Source organism: Sulfoacidibacillus ferrooxidans, assembly GCF_022606465.1.
GTDB classification, from domain to species: Bacteria; Bacillota; Bacilli; order Alicyclobacillales; family SLC66; genus Sulfoacidibacillus; species Sulfoacidibacillus ferrooxidans.
Genome location: NZ_JALBUF010000002.1, coordinates 240466 through 259424 on the forward strand (window position 1 = coordinate 240466; position 18959 = coordinate 259424).

At 45.0% G+C, this 18959-nt stretch carries 14 protein-coding genes; 6 read left to right on the forward strand and 8 right to left on the reverse strand.

Going from position 1 to position 18959, the window contains the following annotated elements:
- Window positions 1-6 precede the first annotated feature (6 nt).
- The 4 genes from tenA to MM817_RS05845 form a co-directional block, all read right to left on the reverse strand.
- Complete coding sequence (tenA, locus tag MM817_RS05830; RefSeq protein WP_241712504.1) at window positions 7-669, reverse strand: thiaminase II; 663 nt, start codon at window positions 667-669, stop codon at window positions 7-9.
- A 92-nt stretch (window positions 670-761) separates the two neighbouring features.
- Complete coding sequence (locus MM817_RS05835; protein WP_241712505.1) at window positions 762-2972, reverse strand: HelD family protein; 2211 nt, start codon at window positions 2970-2972, stop codon at window positions 762-764.
- Window positions 2972-3208 carry a DUF1450 domain-containing protein gene (locus MM817_RS05840; RefSeq protein ID WP_241712506.1) on the reverse strand — a complete coding sequence of 79 codons (237 nt, stop codon included), beginning with the start codon at window positions 3206-3208 and terminating at the stop codon, window positions 2972-2974. The genes MM817_RS05835 and MM817_RS05840 overlap by 1 nt, the downstream gene beginning before the upstream one ends.
- A gap of 27 nt (window positions 3209-3235) precedes the next feature.
- Window positions 3236-4288 (reverse strand): sensor domain-containing diguanylate cyclase, encoded by a 1053-nt coding sequence (locus MM817_RS05845; protein WP_241712507.1) that lies wholly within the window; start codon window positions 4286-4288, stop codon window positions 3236-3238.
- Window positions 4289-4428: 140 nt separating this feature from the next.
- On the opposite strand from MM817_RS05845, the gene MM817_RS17235 reads away from it, so the two are divergent.
- Window positions 4429-6450 (forward strand): S9 family peptidase, encoded by a 2022-nt coding sequence (locus MM817_RS17235; RefSeq protein WP_241712508.1) that lies wholly within the window; start codon window positions 4429-4431, stop codon window positions 6448-6450.
- Between the two features lie 225 nt (window positions 6451-6675).
- Complete coding sequence (hutH, locus tag MM817_RS05855) at window positions 6676-8217, forward strand: histidine ammonia-lyase (protein WP_241712509.1); 1542 nt, start codon at window positions 6676-6678, stop codon at window positions 8215-8217.
- A gap of 59 nt (window positions 8218-8276) precedes the next feature.
- Here hutH and MM817_RS05860 read toward each other — a convergent pair whose 3' ends face one another.
- Genes MM817_RS05860 through MM817_RS05875 form a run of 4 tightly spaced genes read right to left on the reverse strand, consistent with a single transcriptional unit; the run spans window position 8277 to window position 13209 of the window.
- Complete coding sequence (locus MM817_RS05860) at window positions 8277-9644, reverse strand: purine-cytosine permease family protein (RefSeq protein WP_241712510.1); 1368 nt, start codon at window positions 9642-9644, stop codon at window positions 8277-8279.
- A gap of 39 nt (window positions 9645-9683) precedes the next feature.
- Entirely contained in the window at window positions 9684-11009 is a 1326-nt protein-coding gene (locus MM817_RS05865; RefSeq protein ID WP_241712511.1) for an amidohydrolase family protein, read from the reverse strand.
- Between the two features lie 40 nt (window positions 11010-11049).
- Window positions 11050-12303 carry a Zn-dependent hydrolase gene (locus MM817_RS05870; RefSeq protein WP_241712512.1) on the reverse strand — a complete coding sequence of 418 codons (1254 nt, stop codon included), beginning with the start codon at window positions 12301-12303 and terminating at the stop codon, window positions 11050-11052.
- 39 nt (window positions 12304-12342) lie between these two features.
- Window positions 12343-13209 (reverse strand): MurR/RpiR family transcriptional regulator, encoded by an 867-nt coding sequence (locus MM817_RS05875; RefSeq protein ID WP_241712513.1) that lies wholly within the window; start codon window positions 13207-13209, stop codon window positions 12343-12345.
- Window positions 13210-13383: 174 nt separating this feature from the next.
- On the opposite strand from MM817_RS05875, the gene hutU reads away from it, so the two are divergent.
- From hutU to MM817_RS05895, 4 genes are all read left to right on the forward strand, one after another.
- Entirely contained in the window at window positions 13384-15045 is a 1662-nt protein-coding gene (gene hutU / locus MM817_RS05880; protein ID WP_241712514.1) for a urocanate hydratase, read from the forward strand.
- A 137-nt stretch (window positions 15046-15182) separates the two neighbouring features.
- Complete coding sequence (gene hutI / locus MM817_RS05885) at window positions 15183-16445, forward strand: imidazolonepropionase (protein ID WP_241712515.1); 1263 nt, start codon at window positions 15183-15185, stop codon at window positions 16443-16445.
- A 149-nt stretch (window positions 16446-16594) separates the two neighbouring features.
- Entirely contained in the window at window positions 16595-17413 is an 819-nt protein-coding gene (locus tag MM817_RS05890; RefSeq protein WP_241712516.1) for an inositol monophosphatase family protein, read from the forward strand.
- Window positions 17414-17434: 21 nt separating this feature from the next.
- Window positions 17435-18940, forward strand: a complete 1506-nt coding sequence (locus MM817_RS05895; RefSeq protein WP_241712517.1) for a nicotinate phosphoribosyltransferase — start codon at window positions 17435-17437, stop codon at window positions 18938-18940.
- Window positions 18941-18959: the final 19 nt, after the last annotated feature.

Here is an 18959-nt window from a genome sequence, read left to right on the forward strand (position 1 = left end):
TCATACTTACATGCCTTGTGGCCATCCTTCTAGATGGTATGCCATGTCCCAAAAACGCAATTCATAGTAACTGGAGCGCATGAAATGTTGTTTCATACGATGTTGTTGTTCTTCTGAAGCTTGTTCTGCAAGTTGATCGAGTAAGTAAATTTGTTCATCTACAAGCTTTCCATACCACTCGTCGCCATACGTAGCAATCCATTGATCGTAAATAGGGTGATTGGGTTGGCTATAGCGATATTTCTCTCCTATTTCCCAATAAAGCCAATAACAAGGCAGGATAGCTGCAATGATTTCTCCCAGTGTTCCATCTGCCGATATGGAAAGCAAATGTGTCGTATACTCGTATGCAGCAGGAGCAGGAATGAATGAAGGGGAAGGTGTAATGTCTAATAGGTTAAAAAAGGTTTTATGCAGTAGATGTTCTGCCTCGACGGTGCTTTGTGCATGCACAGCAAGCCGTGCGATCGTATGCATGTCGCGTGCTTTTGAAGCGGCACGCGATTGTACTCTAGCAAACACAGAAAGATAGTAAGAATCATTTTGAACATAATGGCTAAACTTCTGTGTGGGGAGGCTTCCGTCGGCGATTTCAATCACAAATGGGTGAGTCAAGCTTTTTTTCCATAAATCATCTGCTGCCTGGCGTAATTGATCAGTAAAAGTCATCGAGTCACTCTTCTTTTTTCTGGAATTTTACACTCAGTATACCAAGGACATCTAACTAAGGATAGATTGGTTTAATGATCTTTCCCATTCTGTTATGGTTCGATTACTGATAGTAATGTTGAATCGGTAGAGAGTAACTCACTAAGTGGCTCCCATGAATCAATATATAATCGATGTAAAGCACGTGTCATAGCAACATAGAGTAGCTTGATGTCGATAGGGGAATCTTGCACATAGTGTTTATTTGTAGGATTCAATAGGATGACCGCATCAAATTCCATGCCTTTACTAAAATAAATAGGTACTACACTGATACCGCCCTCATAATGTGTCTCTTTACCAGAAATCACATGAATAGAAAGAGAGTGACTAGCAAGCCATTTTCCCACCTGAGTACACTCTTGTGCCGTTTTGCTGATAATGGCAATATTGTGTAACCCGTCATTTTGAAGTGTTGTTAACCGTTTGACTATTCCTTCGAGTGCTTCAGTACGTGATGACCACTGTGTTAGACAAGGTTTTTCCCCATGACGTAAGACTGGTATGGCTAGTACTTGATCTGGTTGGTGGACATGTTGGAGAACGTGATTGGCAAGATTCATGATTTCAATCGTTGAACGGTAGCTTCGCTGCAATACTTCAAATTGGACAGGTTTTGAAAAGAGCTCACCAGGGATGTCTCTCCATGCGGTTAACCCTTTAAAAGTGTAGATGGATTGGGAAAGGTCACCAAAAATACTTAATGCATCTTGATTGCATAAAAGACGTAGTACGTAAAGTTGGAAGGCACCTAGATCCTGCGCTTCATCTACGATGATGTGACTAAAAGGCTTGTGTTTTTCTAATCCGTGCAAGCGTGCAGTTAAATAAAAAAGTCCCCCTAGATCCACCCATTCAAATGTAAGGTTAGATAGCAAAACCTCTTTGTAATATAAAACGATGCCTGGCAAATCTTCTATCCACTCATTGTGTCCACTATGGTGTAATAGCCATGCCACGCCTTTTGAACTGGTTAGGAGTGTGCGGTACATAGTGAAAATATCTGCTGTTTTCACCTTTTTGCTATACGCTTGTAACTTGCGTTCATAGTGAACTTTATATTTTGCGATATGTTCATCCATGGCGGTATAGCTCATGGTATGGGATTGCTTCTCTACGTTTGTTGCGATGGTCAGTAAGCAATCGGCTGTCCACTGTTTGAGTGCTGTTAAAAGGCGTTCTCGTCGTTTGACATAGGGGTAGTGTGCAAAGTCGTGATGAAATTTGCGTGAAATTTCATCTCGTGTCATGACATGGTTTCGATCTAGCACAAAATCTTCATCTGGAATGGCTGTATGTTCTAAGTGATTGACATAGCGATCGATTAATTCTTTCATCGCAAGATGACCACGCAGTAATGAAGCACGCGCTGCAATGCGAGCTTGATCTGTTGGTGCTATTTCATAGAGAGAGTGAACTTTTTTGTGTTGTGAGGTGATACGAACTTTTTTAGGTAAATAACTATGAAGCAATGATTCCCATGTGGTTTGGCGTACGCCTTCTACGCCTAGATTGGGTAAAACGTCAGAAATATAATCTATAAAAAGCTGATTTGGACCTACGATTAGAAAGCGGTTAAAGGATTCTTCATGTTTATGTTGATAGGCAAGGTAGGAAAGGCGATGTAATGCGATTGTCGTTTTTCCGCTGCCTGCAACGCCTTGAACCACTAATACTTGGTATGGATCTGATCGGATAATCCTGTTTTGATCCGCCTGGATTGTTTCTACAATATCTTTGAGTCGATCTTCTGATTTTGCGCGTAATCTCTCAATGAGTGGTTCATTGGTACGGATCGCTTGAGTGCTATCAAAAAATTGCACTAAGTGTCCATCTTTGAGGTCGAACTGACGCTTTAAGTGAACATCAAAAGTTAACTCATAGCCGTGTTCGACTTTTATGTTGATTGCTTTAAATGAATCCTCGTAATAGAGATTGGCAATCGGAGAGCGCCAGTCAATGACATAGGGAGATAGCGTCTCTCGATCAAATAAGCCAAATCTCCCTATGTAGAGTTCTTCTGTTTTACCACTGTCGTTCTGCGGATTTGCTGTCTGTTCACTAAATACAAGCTTTGAGAAGTAAGGCTGTGATCTCGATTTTTCTAGTTGTAATGATTGATTTTGAAGGACTGTATTTAAAACGATTTCTGTGAACTCTTTTGTTTGCTTAATGCCATTTTTGGCACTAGCTACGGCTTGGCTGATATGCGTTTTGATGTATTCTAAGTATGCCTGTTCTTTAGCTAGCTCATCTTGCATCATTACCAGTCCTCATCTATAAACAACTGATCCTCATCTGCTTGTATGTGTAGTAGTTCAGCATAAACGATCTCTGCATCTGCATCTTCGACGAGTTTGCCATTTGTGTAAGCGTATGCATGGAATAAACAAGACTCACAGCGATCCAAGCATGAGTATGTGATCACTTCTATGTTATGCGCTTCTAACTTTGGTATCCATGTGGACATTTCATTGGATGCACAAACTTCAATAATCAAAAAGAACCTCGCCTTTCAATTATGCACTCATGAAAACTCAACATCTGTTGTCACAACTTGACGCTTCCTTTTGTGGACGTACATCGCTTCGTCTGCGGAGCGAACAAGATTACTAAATTCAGCCCAAGGTGCATGTGTGACACCAATACTGACGGATATCGGCGCACCTTTATGATCGCCTGTTTTTAATGCGGATTGGCGGATTTTTGTAGACATGTTGTGAGCATCAATTTTGCTTGCATTGGGGAGTAAAATAATGAACTCATCTCCGCCATACCGAAAGATTAATTGGTGACCAGGTGTGGAGTAACGCAGAATTTGTGTAAATGCAATCAGTCTTTGATCTCCTTGATCATGACCATAAGTATCATTGTAAAGTTTAAATTCATCGATATCAATCATAAGAACAGCCGCATTGTCAACATAATCAACTGCATGTTCTATGACAAAAGTATCCATGAAGGAGATCAAACTTTCACGATCGTGAATCATATGCAAGGCGCGACGATTAAACACACCGGTCAAGCCATCGGTCGTTGCTTGGAGCTTTAATTCCATGAGTACTTTTAATGTATATAAACTTGCTGATAAATGGGCTGCCACATCTTCCAATAATGCGATATCTTCCGGCGTAAAGTGATGTGGTTCTGTGGATTTCACGGTAATAATGCCAAAAGTTTCTTCTGATCTACACAATGGAATGCGTAGGATGGCTTGAATGGATTGCTCATACAAAAAAGGATCTTCAAGAAATTCTTGCTGCTGTGCCAAGTTCTGATTGATATGAGTTTGTTGTTCGCGAAATACCCACTCGATCGCAGTGCCTTCGATCTGCATAATATCGCCAGGAGCACTACAGGATAATCCATCCTTTGTCACTAGTTCATGAACGATACAGTACTTCCCTTTAGGCTCTGCAAGTAAAATTCCGATGCGGTCAAATGCAACGAGGGGATATATTTGATCGCGTACTGCAGTGAGGATGTCTGAGGTCTGTAGAGAGTTGCGCGTGGCATGCAGGAGCTGATTAATCGCACGCAGGCGGATCATTTCTTGTTCAAGCGCCGACTTTTCTAACATATTATATCCCCCTTTGTGCAAATCTTTGCTAACATATTAACTAGTATATATTTTTGCGTAATATCTGTACAGACTTGCAGGAGATCCATTTCGAATAGCGAAATAGATGAGTACATACTTTGTGAAATGAGGAATCGCTAGTGAAAAAGACATTGTTACAAAGAGAAGATTTATATCAATTTGAATGGATTGGAACTCCTCGAATTACGCCAGATGGGGATCGAGTCGTATATACCTTAAAGACAGTTACAGAAGATCACAAAGGGTATAAGTCGCGCATGGCCGTAGTAGATCTTAGGACAGATGAGATACGTATGTTTACGCAGGGTGAACACAAGGATCGATTGGTCGATGTGACAAATGATGAGATGGTGATTTTATCGGATAGAGTTTCGGGAGAGCAACAAGTATTTTTATTGCCGTTTACAGGTGGGGAAGCTCGTCAGGTAAGTGCGGTGAAAGGTGGCGTCCGCATGGCAAAGATGGCACCGGACCGCACTCACATGGCGTTGTTGGTGCAATTGAAAAGCGATGAAAAAGTGGCTATTGTGGACACACAGATTGCATCTGAAACAGCTGGTGGTTCTCCCACTAGCAAGGAGAAGGATGCCATTCTTCCCTATGAAGTTCATCGGTTACATTATAAAGCTGATGGATCGGGATTGTGGGATCAAAAGACATCTCAGTTGGTATGGCTAGAGATTGCTACAGGGAAAGTAACACAACTGACAGATGGAGAAGTTTCTATATCTGATTTCTCTTTTTCGCCAGATGGTACAAAGATCGTCTATTCGTCGCAGTCAAAACTAGATGATCGAAATTTTTTTAGTGATATTTATACACTTGAACTCGCTACGCAAGAAAAAATGTGCCTGACCGATGGTACGCGTGCACTCTATGCTCCTGTCTATGCTCCAGATGGCCAAAGCATCGCCGTTTTTGGTCACGATATGAAGTTTCAAGGGGCCACGCAGCAAACGATGTATCTCATTGATAATGAAAAACAAATACGACCGCTGGTTTCAGAACAATTTCCTTATGGACTATCAGCTGATGGTATGAGTGATATGCGCGGTCATGAAAGTGTACCAGGTCCGCTCTTTACGTCAGATGGTCGGGCAGTGATCGCACCTTATAGTGCACACGGTGCCGTAGCTTTGGCGATGTTTACTGTAGATGGTGTACATAAAACATTGGTTGAAGGTGAGCGGGAGATCTACTCGTTCGACTTTTGTGCAAAGACAGGGGATCTAGTATTTGTAGCCACAGATCCAACCTGTCCTAATGATCTCTTTGTGCGCTCCCTACATGGTGGTGCAGAGCGAAGGTTGACTATGACCAATGCCTGGCTTGCCGAAAAAGAACTTGCCACAGTCACTACATTTACTGCAGTTGCAAAGGATGGTCAAGCCCTTCAAGGATTTAAAGTAACACCCCCTGTTCAAAGTGTAGGAACTGGGTTACAGCCTGTTATTTTAGAAGTGCATGGAGGTCCTCATGCCATGTACTCGCATTCGTTTGTCTTTGAATTTCAACTGCTAGCTGCATTGGGTTTCGTGGTTATATACGGTAATCCGCGTGGCAGCAGTGGATATGGGCAAGCGTTCGTCGATGCGTGTCGCGGTGATTACGGCGGTAAAGATTATGAAGATCTTCTTTCACTTTTAGATCATGCCTTGGAGCAAGATGTGACACTTGATGCCACTCGTATTGGTGTCACAGGTGGATCCTACGGTGGGTTTATGACTAACTGGATAGTCGGTCACACCAATCGGTTTAAAGCAGCCGTCACTCAGCGGTCGATCTCTAATTGGATCAGTTTTCATGGGGTGAGTGATATTGGCTACTTTTTTACTGAATGGGAGATGAAGTGGTCGTCGTATGAGACGCCGTGGACAGATATAGAACAATTATGGGAACATTCCCCGATGAAGTATGTATCCAATGTAGAAACTCCGCTCTTAATCTTGCATGGAGAAGAGGATTTTCGTTGTCCAATTGAACAGGCAGAACAATTGTATGTGGCACTAAAGATGTTAGATAAAGAGGTGTCTTTCATTCGCTTTCCAAAATCAAGTCACGATCTATCACGTACGGGGATTCCATCACTTCGAGTGGAACGCTATCGCTATATGAGCGAATGGTTTGTACGTTACGTGTAGATGATTGTATATGCATCTGAGTGGTTGAAAGGTTCGTGTAGTAATAGGTTTGACAGCAATCCAAGAGAACGCGTATGATATAAGGATATGAAGGGCGGGGATATGATGAGGCCGCATAGACAGTGTTCATCACAACCGCATATCGGTATTACGGGCCACCTGATAAGAGGGATCTTATCAGGTGGCCGATTTTTTTGTCTCTGACTCAGTAAAGGAGTGAAGGTTATGAAACAAATTCTACTAAGTGGAGATATGCTTACCTTAGATGAAGTATGGGAAATTGCCACAGCAGATATTGGAGCTAGTGGAACGGTTGATATAGAGATTGATATTGCAGAGGATGCATGGCCACGGATTCGCCAAAGTAGAGAACTTATTGAGGATTTGGTGCTGGAAGGTAAACCTGTATATGGTGTGAATACGGGCTTTGGACGGCTTTCTGAAGTGACGATTGCCAAAGAGGATACTGTAAAATTACAAAAAAACCTGATTCGTAGTCATGCCTGTGCAGTAGGAAAACCGCTGTCTATGCCTGTGGTTCGCGCTATGATGTTGTTGCGTGCAAATGCACTAGCCAAAGGATACTCAGGCATTCGTCAAGAAACGCTTCAACTTCTTGTCAATTGCTTACAACGTGGTGTTCACCCCTATATTCCAGAACAAGGATCACTTGGAGCAAGCGGGGATCTTGCACCACTCGCACACCTCGCGCTTGTGCTTATGGGTGAGGGTAGGGCTGAGTATCGAGGTACGTGGTATTCTGGTAAAGAGGCATTACAGCGAGCTGGATTAGAACCTGTCGTATTGCAAGCAAAAGAAGGATTGGCGTTAATCAATGGGACCCAAGCTATGACAGCGATTGGTGCACTCGCATGGAGTAAGGCAGAACATATTATCAAGTTAGCGGATGGTATTGGTGCGCTTACCTTTGAAGCACTTCAAGGTGTTCGAGATGCTTTTGCAAAGAATGTGCATGCCCTTCGTCCACACCCTGGGCAGGAGTCAGCAGCTACATCTTTGCGCGAATGGGTTGATGGAAGCAAACTAACAACGACACAAGGGGAACTACGTGTACAAGATGCCTACAGTTTGCGGTGTATGCCACAAGTTCATGGAGCCAGTCGTCAAGTCTTAGATTATGTACGCGGTGTGCTCGAAGTGGAATTAAATGCTGCAACAGATAATCCACTTGTTTTTGCTGGCTCTAAAGAAGTCATATCAGGTGGTCATTTTCATGGGCAACCAGTAGCGCTTGCCATGGATTTTCTAAAGATTGGCGTGGCAGAGATGGCTAATATCTCAGAACGCCGCGTGGAGCGTTTGGTCAATCCGAATTTAAGTGGATTGCCCGCATTTCTAGCCCAGAATCCCGGTTTATCCTCTGGTCTTATGATCCTGCAATATGTTGCAGCATCGCTTGTTTCAGAAAATAAAGTGCTAGCACATCCTGCGAGTGTGGATTCGATCCCTTCATCTGCAGGTCAGGAAGATCACGTATCGATGGGTACGACTGCAGCGCGCCAAGTAGATGAAATAGTCTCCAATACATCAAGAGTACTTGCTATTGAGGCAATTGCAGCAGCGCAAGCAGTTGCATTACAGCAGGTTGAGGATCGCCTTGCACCACGCACAAGGCAATTGTATGATGCGATTCGAACGCGAGTACCAAGTGTGGTAGAAGATCGTAGTTTATCTGAAGAAATAGAAATGTTAGCTGAAGAACTTTTGTATCTACGAGGTTCATTTTCTATTCCAATGTATGTTTGAATGGAGAATACAAACAGGTGAACGCTAACTATAGCGTTCACCTGTTTGTTGTATGCTTGTTACATGGGTAAATGATTCTGCTGAGAATGTATTTTCATTTTCATGGGAAAGTAATAAAGTACAGCTGAAATGATGAGTCCAACAAGCCAAGCAAAATCAGCATCACCTAAGTATTTAGAAATGGGTCCTACATATAACGCGGTATTCATAAATGGGAATTCTAGAGCAATGGCTACTACATAAGCGATGATTGCGATCCAATTGACTGCACCGTATGTACCTTGCCAATGAAAAATAGCATCAATATCATAGTGACCATGGCGTACAAAATAAAAATCGACAAGGTTAATGGCTGTCCATGGAACTAAGAAGTAGAGAAGTAAAAGCAAGAAATTAGAGTAGTTATTTAAAAAGTCACCTTGTCCCCAAATGGCAATGGCTGTCCCAAGAATTGCGATGATGCCACTGATACTTGTGCGAGAAGCGCTTGTAAAGCCAATTTTAGAAAACGCACTCACGGTTGTAGTAATAGACATAAATCCTCCATAAAGATTAAGTACATTGACAGCGATAATACCAAGTAGAATGATTAGATCGACTATCCAGGATAAGTGAGGTCCTGCAATGGATGCAATGTAATTTGATGCGCTTGCATTAAATGCTTGTGATGCAGTTTGTGCTCCTACAGCTCCTAAGATCATCATCCACATACTTCCGATCACAGAACCAAGATAGGTATACCAAAAGGTACTTGAGATTGATGTATCTTTTGGCAAATATCGAGAATAGTCAGCTACATAAGGTGCATATGTAATTTGCCAAGTCGCGACAATAGAGAGAACGAGGAAAAATGGTCCAAAGTCAAAGCTGTGATTGTGGAGACTTGCAGAAAAAGAAGGTGCAGTACATAGTTTGATAGTTAAAAAGAAAAAGACAATAGTGAATAAATAGGATACTACCCGCTCATAGCGATGAATCATGTCGTATCCGTATACGACTAGCAAGAAGGTTGCGAAGTTTGCAATAATAATGGAGGCGGCGAAAGGAATGTGAAGCAACGAGGTTAGTGCTTCTCCGCCTAATATTGCACTTGAAGCAAAGAAACCAATGTACATAAGTATCACCAAAATGAGAGGCAATATGGCACCGATAACGCCAAATTGGGCTCGTGACTGGATCATCTGCGGAATGCCAAGTCTAGGGCCTTCGGCAGAGTGAAGTGCCATGAAAATGCCACCAATAAGGTTGCCAAGTACTATGGCAATTATGGCCCAAAGCAAATTGAGCCCGAGAATAATAGCAAGGCCACCTGTGACGACTGTCGTTACTTGCATATTGGCAGAAAACCAGATGGCAAACAAACTAGAAGGTTTTCCACGGCGATCGGATTCTGGTACGAATCCGATCGTGCGTTGTTCAACGTTCATAAACTTCCCTCCTACAAAATGTGTGTTGTGAGAAAAGAATTAGATGCGGGCAAAATGTTCTTGTGCCTCAGCGACTAAAGTACGAATGCGCTCTTGATGGACAGTAAGCAGCGTGCCGTCTCGCATCACCTCCTTGCCAGCTACGACGACTCGCTTAATGGCCGTTGGTTGCATGCTGTAGACAACATGGGCTGGGAGTAGTTCTTTCGCAAATGGTTGTAGAGATAAATCTGTGGTATCGATTGCTATGAAATCTGCAAGATAAGTGGGGGTTAATTGGCCTGTGCGAAGGCGCAACATGTCTGCACCAGCCTGTGTTCCCATTAAAAGCGTATCGCTTGCACGAATGGCTGTGGCATCTAGGCGGTGTACTTTTTGCAAGAGCGCAGTCATGCGCATTTCTTCAAATACACTTGTGCGGTTGTTGCTACAAGCACCGTCTGTGCCAAGCCCGATGCGCACTCCAGCTTGTAGTAGTTCTGGAATTTTCGTGACACCATCTGCTAAAAACATATTACTTGATGGGCAGTAGGCTAGAGACGCGCGGCGTGCGCCTAGCAAATCGATCTCATCTTGTTCTAGCCAAACAAGATGAATAGCGATCATCGAGTCATCGACAACCCCTAGCTGGTCTAGATAGTGAATGGGACGTACGCCATAATCGCGTAAAATATCGTTCACTTCAAACATTTCTTCAGCTACATGAATGTGGAAGGGAGTATCGAGTTCCTGTGCTAGACGATGACCTGCTTTGATCATCTCAGGTGATGCAGCATGAGGACTATGTGGTGCTGGATGAACGCTAATCCGTGGGTGTGCATCGTACTTTTTAGCAAGTGTGCGCGTTCGTAACACGGCGTCTGAAACGGTCTCGCGGTAGGATAAAGGGGCACCTGACCAGTCGTACATGGTGCGTGCCATCACAAAACGAATGCCAAGATCATCTGCTGCCTGCATGATGGCTTCGTCATTCTCTGTTCCATTGCCATGTACATAGAAAAAGTCAGTTACAGTGGTCACACCATATTGCAACATTTCTCCAAAAGCGAGTAATGCTCCAGCATAGAGCGTTTTTGCATCGAGTGCAGGTGTGTATTTGTACAGTGCTTGGTCACGCCATACTAAGAAGGGCTCATCTGTTGCAATGCCTCGCAATAAACTTTGAAAAGAGTGATTGTGCGCATTGATGGCACCTGGCATAATAGCGTATCCAGACCAGTCAATAAGAGGAGCATCAGGATAGTTTGCACGTAGTACGGCAAAGGGTCCAATAGCAATAATCAGATCATCTTGTACAGCAATCGTGCGATCTTGTTCGAATTGTCCTGCGATATATGCGTAATCTGCTTTGTAGAGAGTAATCATGATCTTCATCCTTTCATCTGTAAAAATGAGCTAAACAAAATTACCGTTGATCTAATTCCATGACGGTTTGAATGAATACTTGGATAGCAGGTGCTACGTCCTGAAGATCGGTGAGTTCTTCTTTACAATGGCTTTTCCCGCCGATGCTTGGAACAAATAGCATTCCTGCACGTGTAAAACTCGCGATGTGTGTAGCGTCGTGTCCAGCCATGCTAAATAAGGTGCTGTATGGTGTGGATTGCTCTTGTGCCGCATGCTGTAACAACTCGATTACATCGTGAGCTAGGGGCTGTGGCGCTTGGTCTAATAAGATTTCTCGAGTGATAGAAACGCCGTATTCAGCTTCGATAGCTGCTGTTGCTTGTGCAAATGACCGAGCAGTGGCGTGCATGTCCTCAGTCGTAGCACCACGAATTTCGACCACAAGATCACAGGTGCCAGGAATGATGTTAGCAGCGTTTGGCGTTATAGCAAAGCGTCCGACTGTCCCGACGAGATCATCTCGATGGGATTCTTTGATCAAGGCTTCTAGTGCTAACGCTACTTTTGCACCAGCTAGCAGCGCATCGTGACGATCGCGCATCATGGTGGTACCAGCGTGGTTTGCTTCACCTAGGATCGTCACGTGTTCACGGTAAATACCGCAGATGCCATTCACGACGCCAAGGGGGATGTTAGCCTGTTCTAGGCGACGACCTTGTTCGATATGTAGCTCTAAGAAAGCAAAGAGATCGCTTGCTGACAAGTGTGATTCGTGTACGCGAGCGAGATTACCACCAGCAGCTGCAATGGCTTCTTGCAGGGATCGACCATCCCAGTCTTTAGATGTATGCAGTTGTTCTTTCGTTAGTCGGCCTGTAACCGTTCTGCTGCCCATGGTAGAGAGATCAAAGGGATTAGGCTCTTCTGCAGTAAACGAAATAAAAGCGAGTGGATGACGGTTTGGAAAGCCGTGTTCTTTGAGCGTTTGGATGACTTCTAATGCGACAAGGATGCCTAGTGGTCCATCAAACCGTCCGCCATAGGGGACAGAGTCATGATGAGATCCGAGCGCGATAGCAGGTAGTTGTTCACAGCCTGCGTGTATACCCCAGATATTTGCGATGGGATCCACATGCACTGCGAGTCCGACTTCATCTTGCGCTATGGTCTGTAGCAAATGGCGAAGTTCTAGATCAGCAGTACTACCAAACGGGCGATGGACGCCGCCATCGCCTGTGGAACCAATTCGTGAGACGCGTTCAAAGCGCTCTGCAAAGCGCTCCATTGAACAGCGAGGAGGTATCATTTTCATCAACATGTCCCCTTTAATACAAGTTTTCAAGAATATAAACTATGGTTCTGTATAGTAGGTTTGTTTCGTTTGATCGATGTATTCTAGTGCTTGCAGGCGGTTTTGACTTTGAGTAGCTGTTTGTTGTGCTACCTCGCGAATCAATAAATTAATTGCAGTCATTGGTGCCGCGTACGAATCAAAGAGGGATGCTGTGGCTACAGGAACAGCGAGCGTAATATCTGCATAGCGTGCCAATGGAGAGGCTTCATGGTCAGTTATGACGGCGATCGTAAAAGGTTGTTTTCGCACTTCTTGTAGCCATTCTACGAGAATGCGAGGATAGCGAGGGAATCCAAGTACCACGATCAATTCACGGTCTACTTCTGCGATAGGAAGATGTTCCCACAGCGTATCGCCCGGGTGAGCCTGATATACTTGTGGGCGGACTTTACTCAGAAAATAGTGCGCATAGGGCATGAGCGTAGCTGATGCGCGAGCACTAACAAAAATCACCTGACGGGCGGTAGCCATCTGTGTTGCTAGTGCAGAGAAAGCTGCAGAATTTGTGATGAGTAGTAATTGTTCGAGATTATGTTGCTCACTTTGAACCACTCGGTCTCCTTCATCACTTTGTGGATGATTGGCAAACCATAGCCGTTCGGTCGCTGAGAGCTCTTGGCGTATCAGTTGTTGCATCGCTTTATTCCAGTCTGTATATCCTAAAAACCCGAGTAGACTCGCAAATCGTGAGATCGAGGCTTGACTTACACCGACTTCCTTTGCCAATTCGGCAGAGGTCATAAAGGCAGCTTTGCGATAGTGAGTTTCTAGGTATAAAACAATCAGGCGATTGACATCTGAACTGTGACGCGCGATATGCCACCATTGTTCGAGAGTGGATGGGACGCTAGATGGTTGGTTCACGACAGGCTCCCTTGTGAATGGAATGATTCATAAAAATGACTGAAATAAATGCTACTATTCAATTGACGTAATTGCAAGACAAAATTGACTGTGCTAGCATAGTGGTAAGGTAAGAGTTACGTGTATGTGTGGTCATGGATCATTGTACTTAGCGTTTCGGAGAGGATGAGTTGAATGGTTGTATCTACTCGTGGCATGATTCGGGCACCGCGTGGTAGTGAGCTGTCTTGTAAGGGTTGGGAACAAGAAGCTGCGCTGCGCATGTTAATGAATAACCTCGATCCAGAGGTAGCAGAACGGCCAGAGGATCTCGTGATTTATGGTGGACGGGGAAAAGCGGCGCGCAACTGGGAAGCATATGATGCGATCGTGCGAGCATTGCGCACATTAGAAAATGACGAGACTCTTTTAATTCAATCGGGTAAGCCAGTGGGTGTATTTCGGACGCACGAAGATGCGCCACGAGTTCTACTGGCAAATTCTATGCTCGTACCGGCTTATGCCAATTGGAAACATTTTGATGAACTCGATCAAAAAGGGCTTATGATGTTTGGGCAAATGACGGCCGGTAGTTGGATTTATATTGGCTCACAAGGAATTTTGCAAGGCACCTTTGAAACATTTGCAGAGGCTGCAAGACAACATAAAGGAGGCACACTTGCAGGGACGTGGACTTTGACTGCAGGCCTTGGCGGTATGGGTGGTGCACAGCCGCTTGCAGTGACGATGAACGATGGCGTGGCATTGATTGCTGAAGTAGATATGCACCGTATACAACGGCGTCTAGAAACTAAGTATTTGGATGTGTTAGCACGAAATCTCGATGAAGCTCTCGTACTTGTGCGTGATGCAGTAGCTAACAAACAACCGCTTTCAGTTGCTGTCCATATGAATGCAGTGGATGTGTACAAAGCATTGCTTGAACGAGGTATCATTCCTGATTTTGTAACCGATCAAACGTCTGCACATGATCCGCTCTATGGATATTTACCACAAGGATTGTCGCTAGAAGAGGGGGATCGCCTACGTACAGCAGATCCTGAGACTTATCTTGCACGATCAAAAGCAAGTATGGCAGAGCACGTGCGCTTGATGCTACACATGAAACAACGCGGATCTATCGTTTTTGATTATGGGAATAATATTCGCCAAGTGGCGTTTGATGAAGGCGTAAAAGATGCGTTTGATTTTCCGGGATTCGTTCCAGCTTATATTCGCCCACTATTTTGCGAAGGGAAGGGTCCATTTCGCTGGGCTGCATTATCTGGTGATCCAGAAGATATTAAACGGACCGATGAGCTGGTGCTTGAACTATTTCCAGAAGACACTCATTTGCGCACGTGGATTGAAAAAGCGCAGCGACAAGTTGCTTTTCAGGGACTACCTGCGCGGATTTGCTGGTTGGGTTATGGTGAACGTGTGAAGTTTGGCTTAGCTATGAATGAACTCGTTAAAAAGGGTGAATTAAAAGGGCCCATCGTGATTGGACGCGATCATTTGGATGCAGGTTCAGTTGCATCTCCTAATCGCGAAACGGAAAGTATGAAAGACGGTAGTGATGCCGTAGCTGACTGGCCTATTTTAAATGCGCTGCTCAATACTGCGGCAGGTGGTTCTTGGATTTCTGTTCATCATGGTGGTGGTGTGGGAATGGGATACTCCATTCATGCCGGCATGGTTGTCGTGGCAGATGGATCAGAGCGTGCCTTTCGCAAATTACAACGGGTGCTTACAACCGACCCTGGTATGGGCGTGGTTCGACATGTCGATGCAGGATATGAGCGTGCAGAACAGGTAGCCAAGGAGCGCGGCGTCCGAGTGCCGATGTGGGAGTAGTATCTGATGATCTGAGCGTATACGAGTCGGAAGTACGCATAGTTTGAGATGGGTGCAAGATGTACATGTGTAACGTGTGGCCCCCAGTGCACTCTTTGCACTGGGGCATTTTCATGGGGAGACTAGGGAGGTTACTTATGAGGCGTGTAAAAAGGTTGATCGATCATATTGGTTTATTGTGGACGATGAGTTCCGATAGTGAGCAGGCAGATGCACAGCCGTTGTGTGGACGCGATGCGATGCGAGACGTGGGGGCTATGACTGATGCGGCGATTGCCATCGATGATGAAGGAATGATTATGGCCGTTGGGAAAAGTAAGGAGCTTCGGGGACTCATAGATGGAGCCACTGAGGTTGTAGATGCCCATCAGGGATTTGTTTGCCCAGGCTTTATCGATCCACATACGCATCTTGTACACGGTGGATCGCGTGAACATGAATTGCCTTTACGGTTAAAAGGTGCAGATTACCTAGATATCTTGCGGTCGGGCGGCGGCATTATGAGCACTGTTTCTATGACTCGAGAACGGTCAGAACGGGAATTGTATGAGCAAGCACACCAAAGTGCATTGCGGATGCGATCCTTTGGAGTCACTACCGTCGAGGCTAAGACAGGGTATGGATTGAATGTGCTTGATGAGCTCAAACAACTGCGTGTGGCGAAGGCTTTGGAACTCAGTATGGCACTGAGGTTTGTGCATACGGCTATGCCTGCGCATGCTGTGCCCACAGATCGACGTGGTGATCGCGATCAATTGATTCAGGAACTCGCAGACATGTATGTGGAGTTACATAAACAAGGGGCAGAGTTTGCTGATGTGTTTGTGGATGAAGGCGCTTTTTCTCTAGAGGAGGGTCGCTATCTCTTAGAGACTGCAAAAAACGAAGGTATGAAATTAAAAATTCATGCGGATGAGTTAGTGGCACTTGGTGGTGCTGAGTTAGCAGCAGAGCTAGGTGCAGTGTCTGCAGACCATTTACTTGCAGCCAGTGACAAAGGGTTACTCGCTATGGCGGAAGCTGGAGTGATCGCCGTATGTTTACCAGGGACTTCATTTTATTTACAAAAACAACCTGCTCGCGCTCGTTTTATGATGGATGAGGCAAAACTTGGCGTTGCTATCGCGACAGATTATAATCCAGGGTCCTCACCGTCTGAAAACTTCTCACTCACGATGAGCTTAGCTCTACTGACGCTTCGCATGACTCCTGAGGAGGTTTTTGTAGCTGCGACAAGAAATGCAGCTTGTGCAATTAATCGCGGCCACATGTCTGGAGTATTGCGACCGGGAAGGTCTGCTGATGTGGTGATCTTTGATGCCCCTAATCCAGAATATGTGTTGACGCACTATGGGGTTTCACATGTGTCTAAAGTATACGTACAAGGTCAACTTGTATAGCTAGAGTGCTTCGTTTCACGTGAAAAGCTTAAAAATCGTGTCGAATATCTAAGCTTTGCCTATCGACTGTTTTGTGTAGATGAGCACCACTTGTTGTATAATTTACGTCAGATCTCAACTGACTGTAGAAGCAAAAAGGGGTGTGTTTTGTGGATTTTAACCATGCACAACATGTAGCCGAAGATGCCGCCCGCGTAGCAGGAGAACAGATTCGCCGATGGATTGGGAGGCCAGCGCAAACTTCGCAAAAATCTTCGCCGCATGATCTTGTGACAGAAGTAGATAAAGCCTGTCAGGAAGCGATCTATGAAGTATTACAACAGGCGTATCCTACGAGCGCGATGTTAGGTGAGGAATCGGTTGCGCCTGGAGCAACTGCGGCAGCTCTTGCTGTGGAACAGGCGACCAAAGAGTTGCTATGGGTTGTCGATCCAATTGATGGTACATTGAACTTCATCCGTGGGTTACCAGCGTGTACAGTGTCTATTGGACTTGTGGTTGATTCCATTGGAATGGTTGGCGTAATTTATGATCCTATGCGGGATGAAATGTTTTCAGGCATTCGGGGACAAGGGGCAAGTTGCAATGGGCGTCCCATACAGGTGTCTAAAGAGGCGGAGTTAGCTAGTTGTATATTGGCGAGTGGGTTTCCGACAGGCGCATATCGCGGGCGCAATGCAGAGCAAATTAAGCGGTTTGGTTATCATGTTCGCAATGTGCGAGCGTTTGGGTCCGCAGCGTTGCATCTGGCGTACGTGGCTGCTGGTAGGTTGGATGGTTTTTGGGAAAATGATTTAAATGCATGGGACCTTTTAGCCGGGGCTGTGCTTGTTGAAGCAGCGGGTGGACGTGTGAGTGATGTAACGGGTAGCGTCTATTCGTTAGCTACGCGACATGTGGCTGCAACAAACGGGATGATTCACGATCAGCTTTTGCGCGATTTGGATCTAGATGTGCCTCTCGCGTGAGGAAAGAAGGGACTTGAAGGCATGAGTGCAAACATTGCTAAGCGGATTGAAGAAATCGCTGCAATGCCGATTTATAGGAACCGACAAGAAGGATTGTTAACCGATTTATATCAGCTTACGATGATGTATGGATTTTATAAAAGTGGTCGCATGGAACAACATGTGGTATTTGATGTGTTCTATCGAAGTAATCCATGCGATAACGGATACGTGATTTGTGCGGGACTTGAGCAAGTGGTTGTGTATCTGAACCAAGTAGCGTTTCAGCCAGATGAAATTCAGTATTTACGGAGTCTTGGACTTTTTGACGAAGGGTTTCTCGAAGAGCTGAAGAATTTTCGTTTTACTGGAACAGTATATGCGATTCCTGAGGGTTCAGTGGTTTTTCCTCACGAGCCACTCGTGCGTATCGAAGGTAGAATTTTTGAGTTACAATTAATTGAATCTGCTGTGTTGTGTTTTGTCAATCATCAAAGTCTTATCGCGACTAAGGCTACGAGAATCGTACAAGCGACCAGTGGCGGAGTCATCGAAGATGCGCATCCTACGAGTGAATTTGGTTTGCGACGCGCTCAAAACAGCGATGCTGCCGTATTTGGCGCGCGGGCCGCGTATATTGGGGGTTGTTCTAGCACAAGCAATGTCACTGCAGGATTTAATTTTGCAATCCCCGTGTCGGGAACACAGGCGCATAGCTGGATTCAAAGTTTTGATTCGGAAATAGAGGCGTTTCGAGCGTATGTACACGCTTTTCCGGAGCGAGCGATCCTTCTTGTGGACACTTATGATGTTTTGCACTCGGGCATACCAAATGCCATTACGGTGGGGAACGAGTTGCGGGCACAAGGCTATGATTTACTAGGTGTTCGCATAGATTCCGGAGATCTCGCTTATCTCTCCAAAGCTGCGCGCAAAATGCTTGATGCGGAAGGATTTGGACACACGCAAATCATCGCCTCTGATGATTTGGATGAAGACACCATTCGCGATCTGATGTTACAAGGTGCGAAGCTCGATGGCTTTGGTGTGGGGACGGCTCTCATTACTGCAAAAGGATGTCCAGCACTTGGTGGAGTATATAAGTTGGCAGCAGAAAAAAGAGATGGCAGTTGGATTCCGCGGATAAAAGTATCGGAGAACCCGTTAAAAGTAACGAATCCTGGGAAAAAGAAAGTGATTCGCTTCTATGTTGATCAAAAAGCGAGTGCAGACTTAATCATGCTGGATGAAGAGACCATACCACAAGGGGAACCTGTAACGTTATTTGATCCCATACACACCTATAAACGAAAAGTCATTCAAGACTATACGGTCAAGGAATTATTGGTGCCTATCTTTGTAGACGGAGAAATTGTATATGAAATGCCGACCATCGAGCAGATTCGCTCGTTTGCGCGGCTTGAATTAGCTACGCTTTCTAGCGAAACACGACGTCCAAAGAATCCACATGTATATCATGTCGATTTAAGTCTTCCACTTTGGGAGTTAAAACGAGATCTGGTTGCGCGAAGGGGACATGTGAATTAATCCATGCCTCTGCGTGCAT

What these genes read in the sequence shown, in the direction of transcription:
- tenA (WP_241712504.1), bottom strand. Translation starts at nt 669, where the DNA reads ATGACTTTTACTGATCAATTACGCCAGGCAGCAGATGATTTATGGAAA.
- MM817_RS05835 (WP_241712505.1), bottom strand. Translation starts at nt 2,972, where the DNA reads ATGATGCAAGATGAGCTAGCTAAAGAACAGGCATACTTAGAATACATC.
- MM817_RS05845 (WP_241712507.1), bottom strand. Translation starts at nt 4,288, where the DNA reads ATGTTAGAAAAGTCGGCGCTTGAACAAGAAATGATCCGCCTGCGTGCG.
- hutH (WP_241712509.1), top strand. Translation starts at nt 6,676, where the DNA reads ATGAAACAAATTCTACTAAGTGGAGATATGCTTACCTTAGATGAAGTA.
- MM817_RS05860 (WP_241712510.1), bottom strand. Translation starts at nt 9,644, where the DNA reads ATGAACGTTGAACAACGCACGATCGGATTCGTACCAGAATCCGATCGC.
- MM817_RS05865 (WP_241712511.1), bottom strand. Translation starts at nt 11,009, where the DNA reads ATGATTACTCTCTACAAAGCAGATTACGCATATATCGCAGGACAATTC.
- MM817_RS05870 (WP_241712512.1), bottom strand. Translation starts at nt 12,303, where the DNA reads ATGAAAATGATACCTCCTCGCTGTTCAATGGAGCGCTTTGCAGAGCGC.
- hutU (WP_241712514.1), top strand. Translation starts at nt 13,384, where the DNA reads ATGGTTGTATCTACTCGTGGCATGATTCGGGCACCGCGTGGTAGTGAG.
- hutI (WP_241712515.1), top strand. Translation starts at nt 15,183, where the DNA reads ATGAGGCGTGTAAAAAGGTTGATCGATCATATTGGTTTATTGTGGACG.
- MM817_RS05895 (WP_241712517.1), top strand. Translation starts at nt 17,435, where the DNA reads ATGAGTGCAAACATTGCTAAGCGGATTGAAGAAATCGCTGCAATGCCG.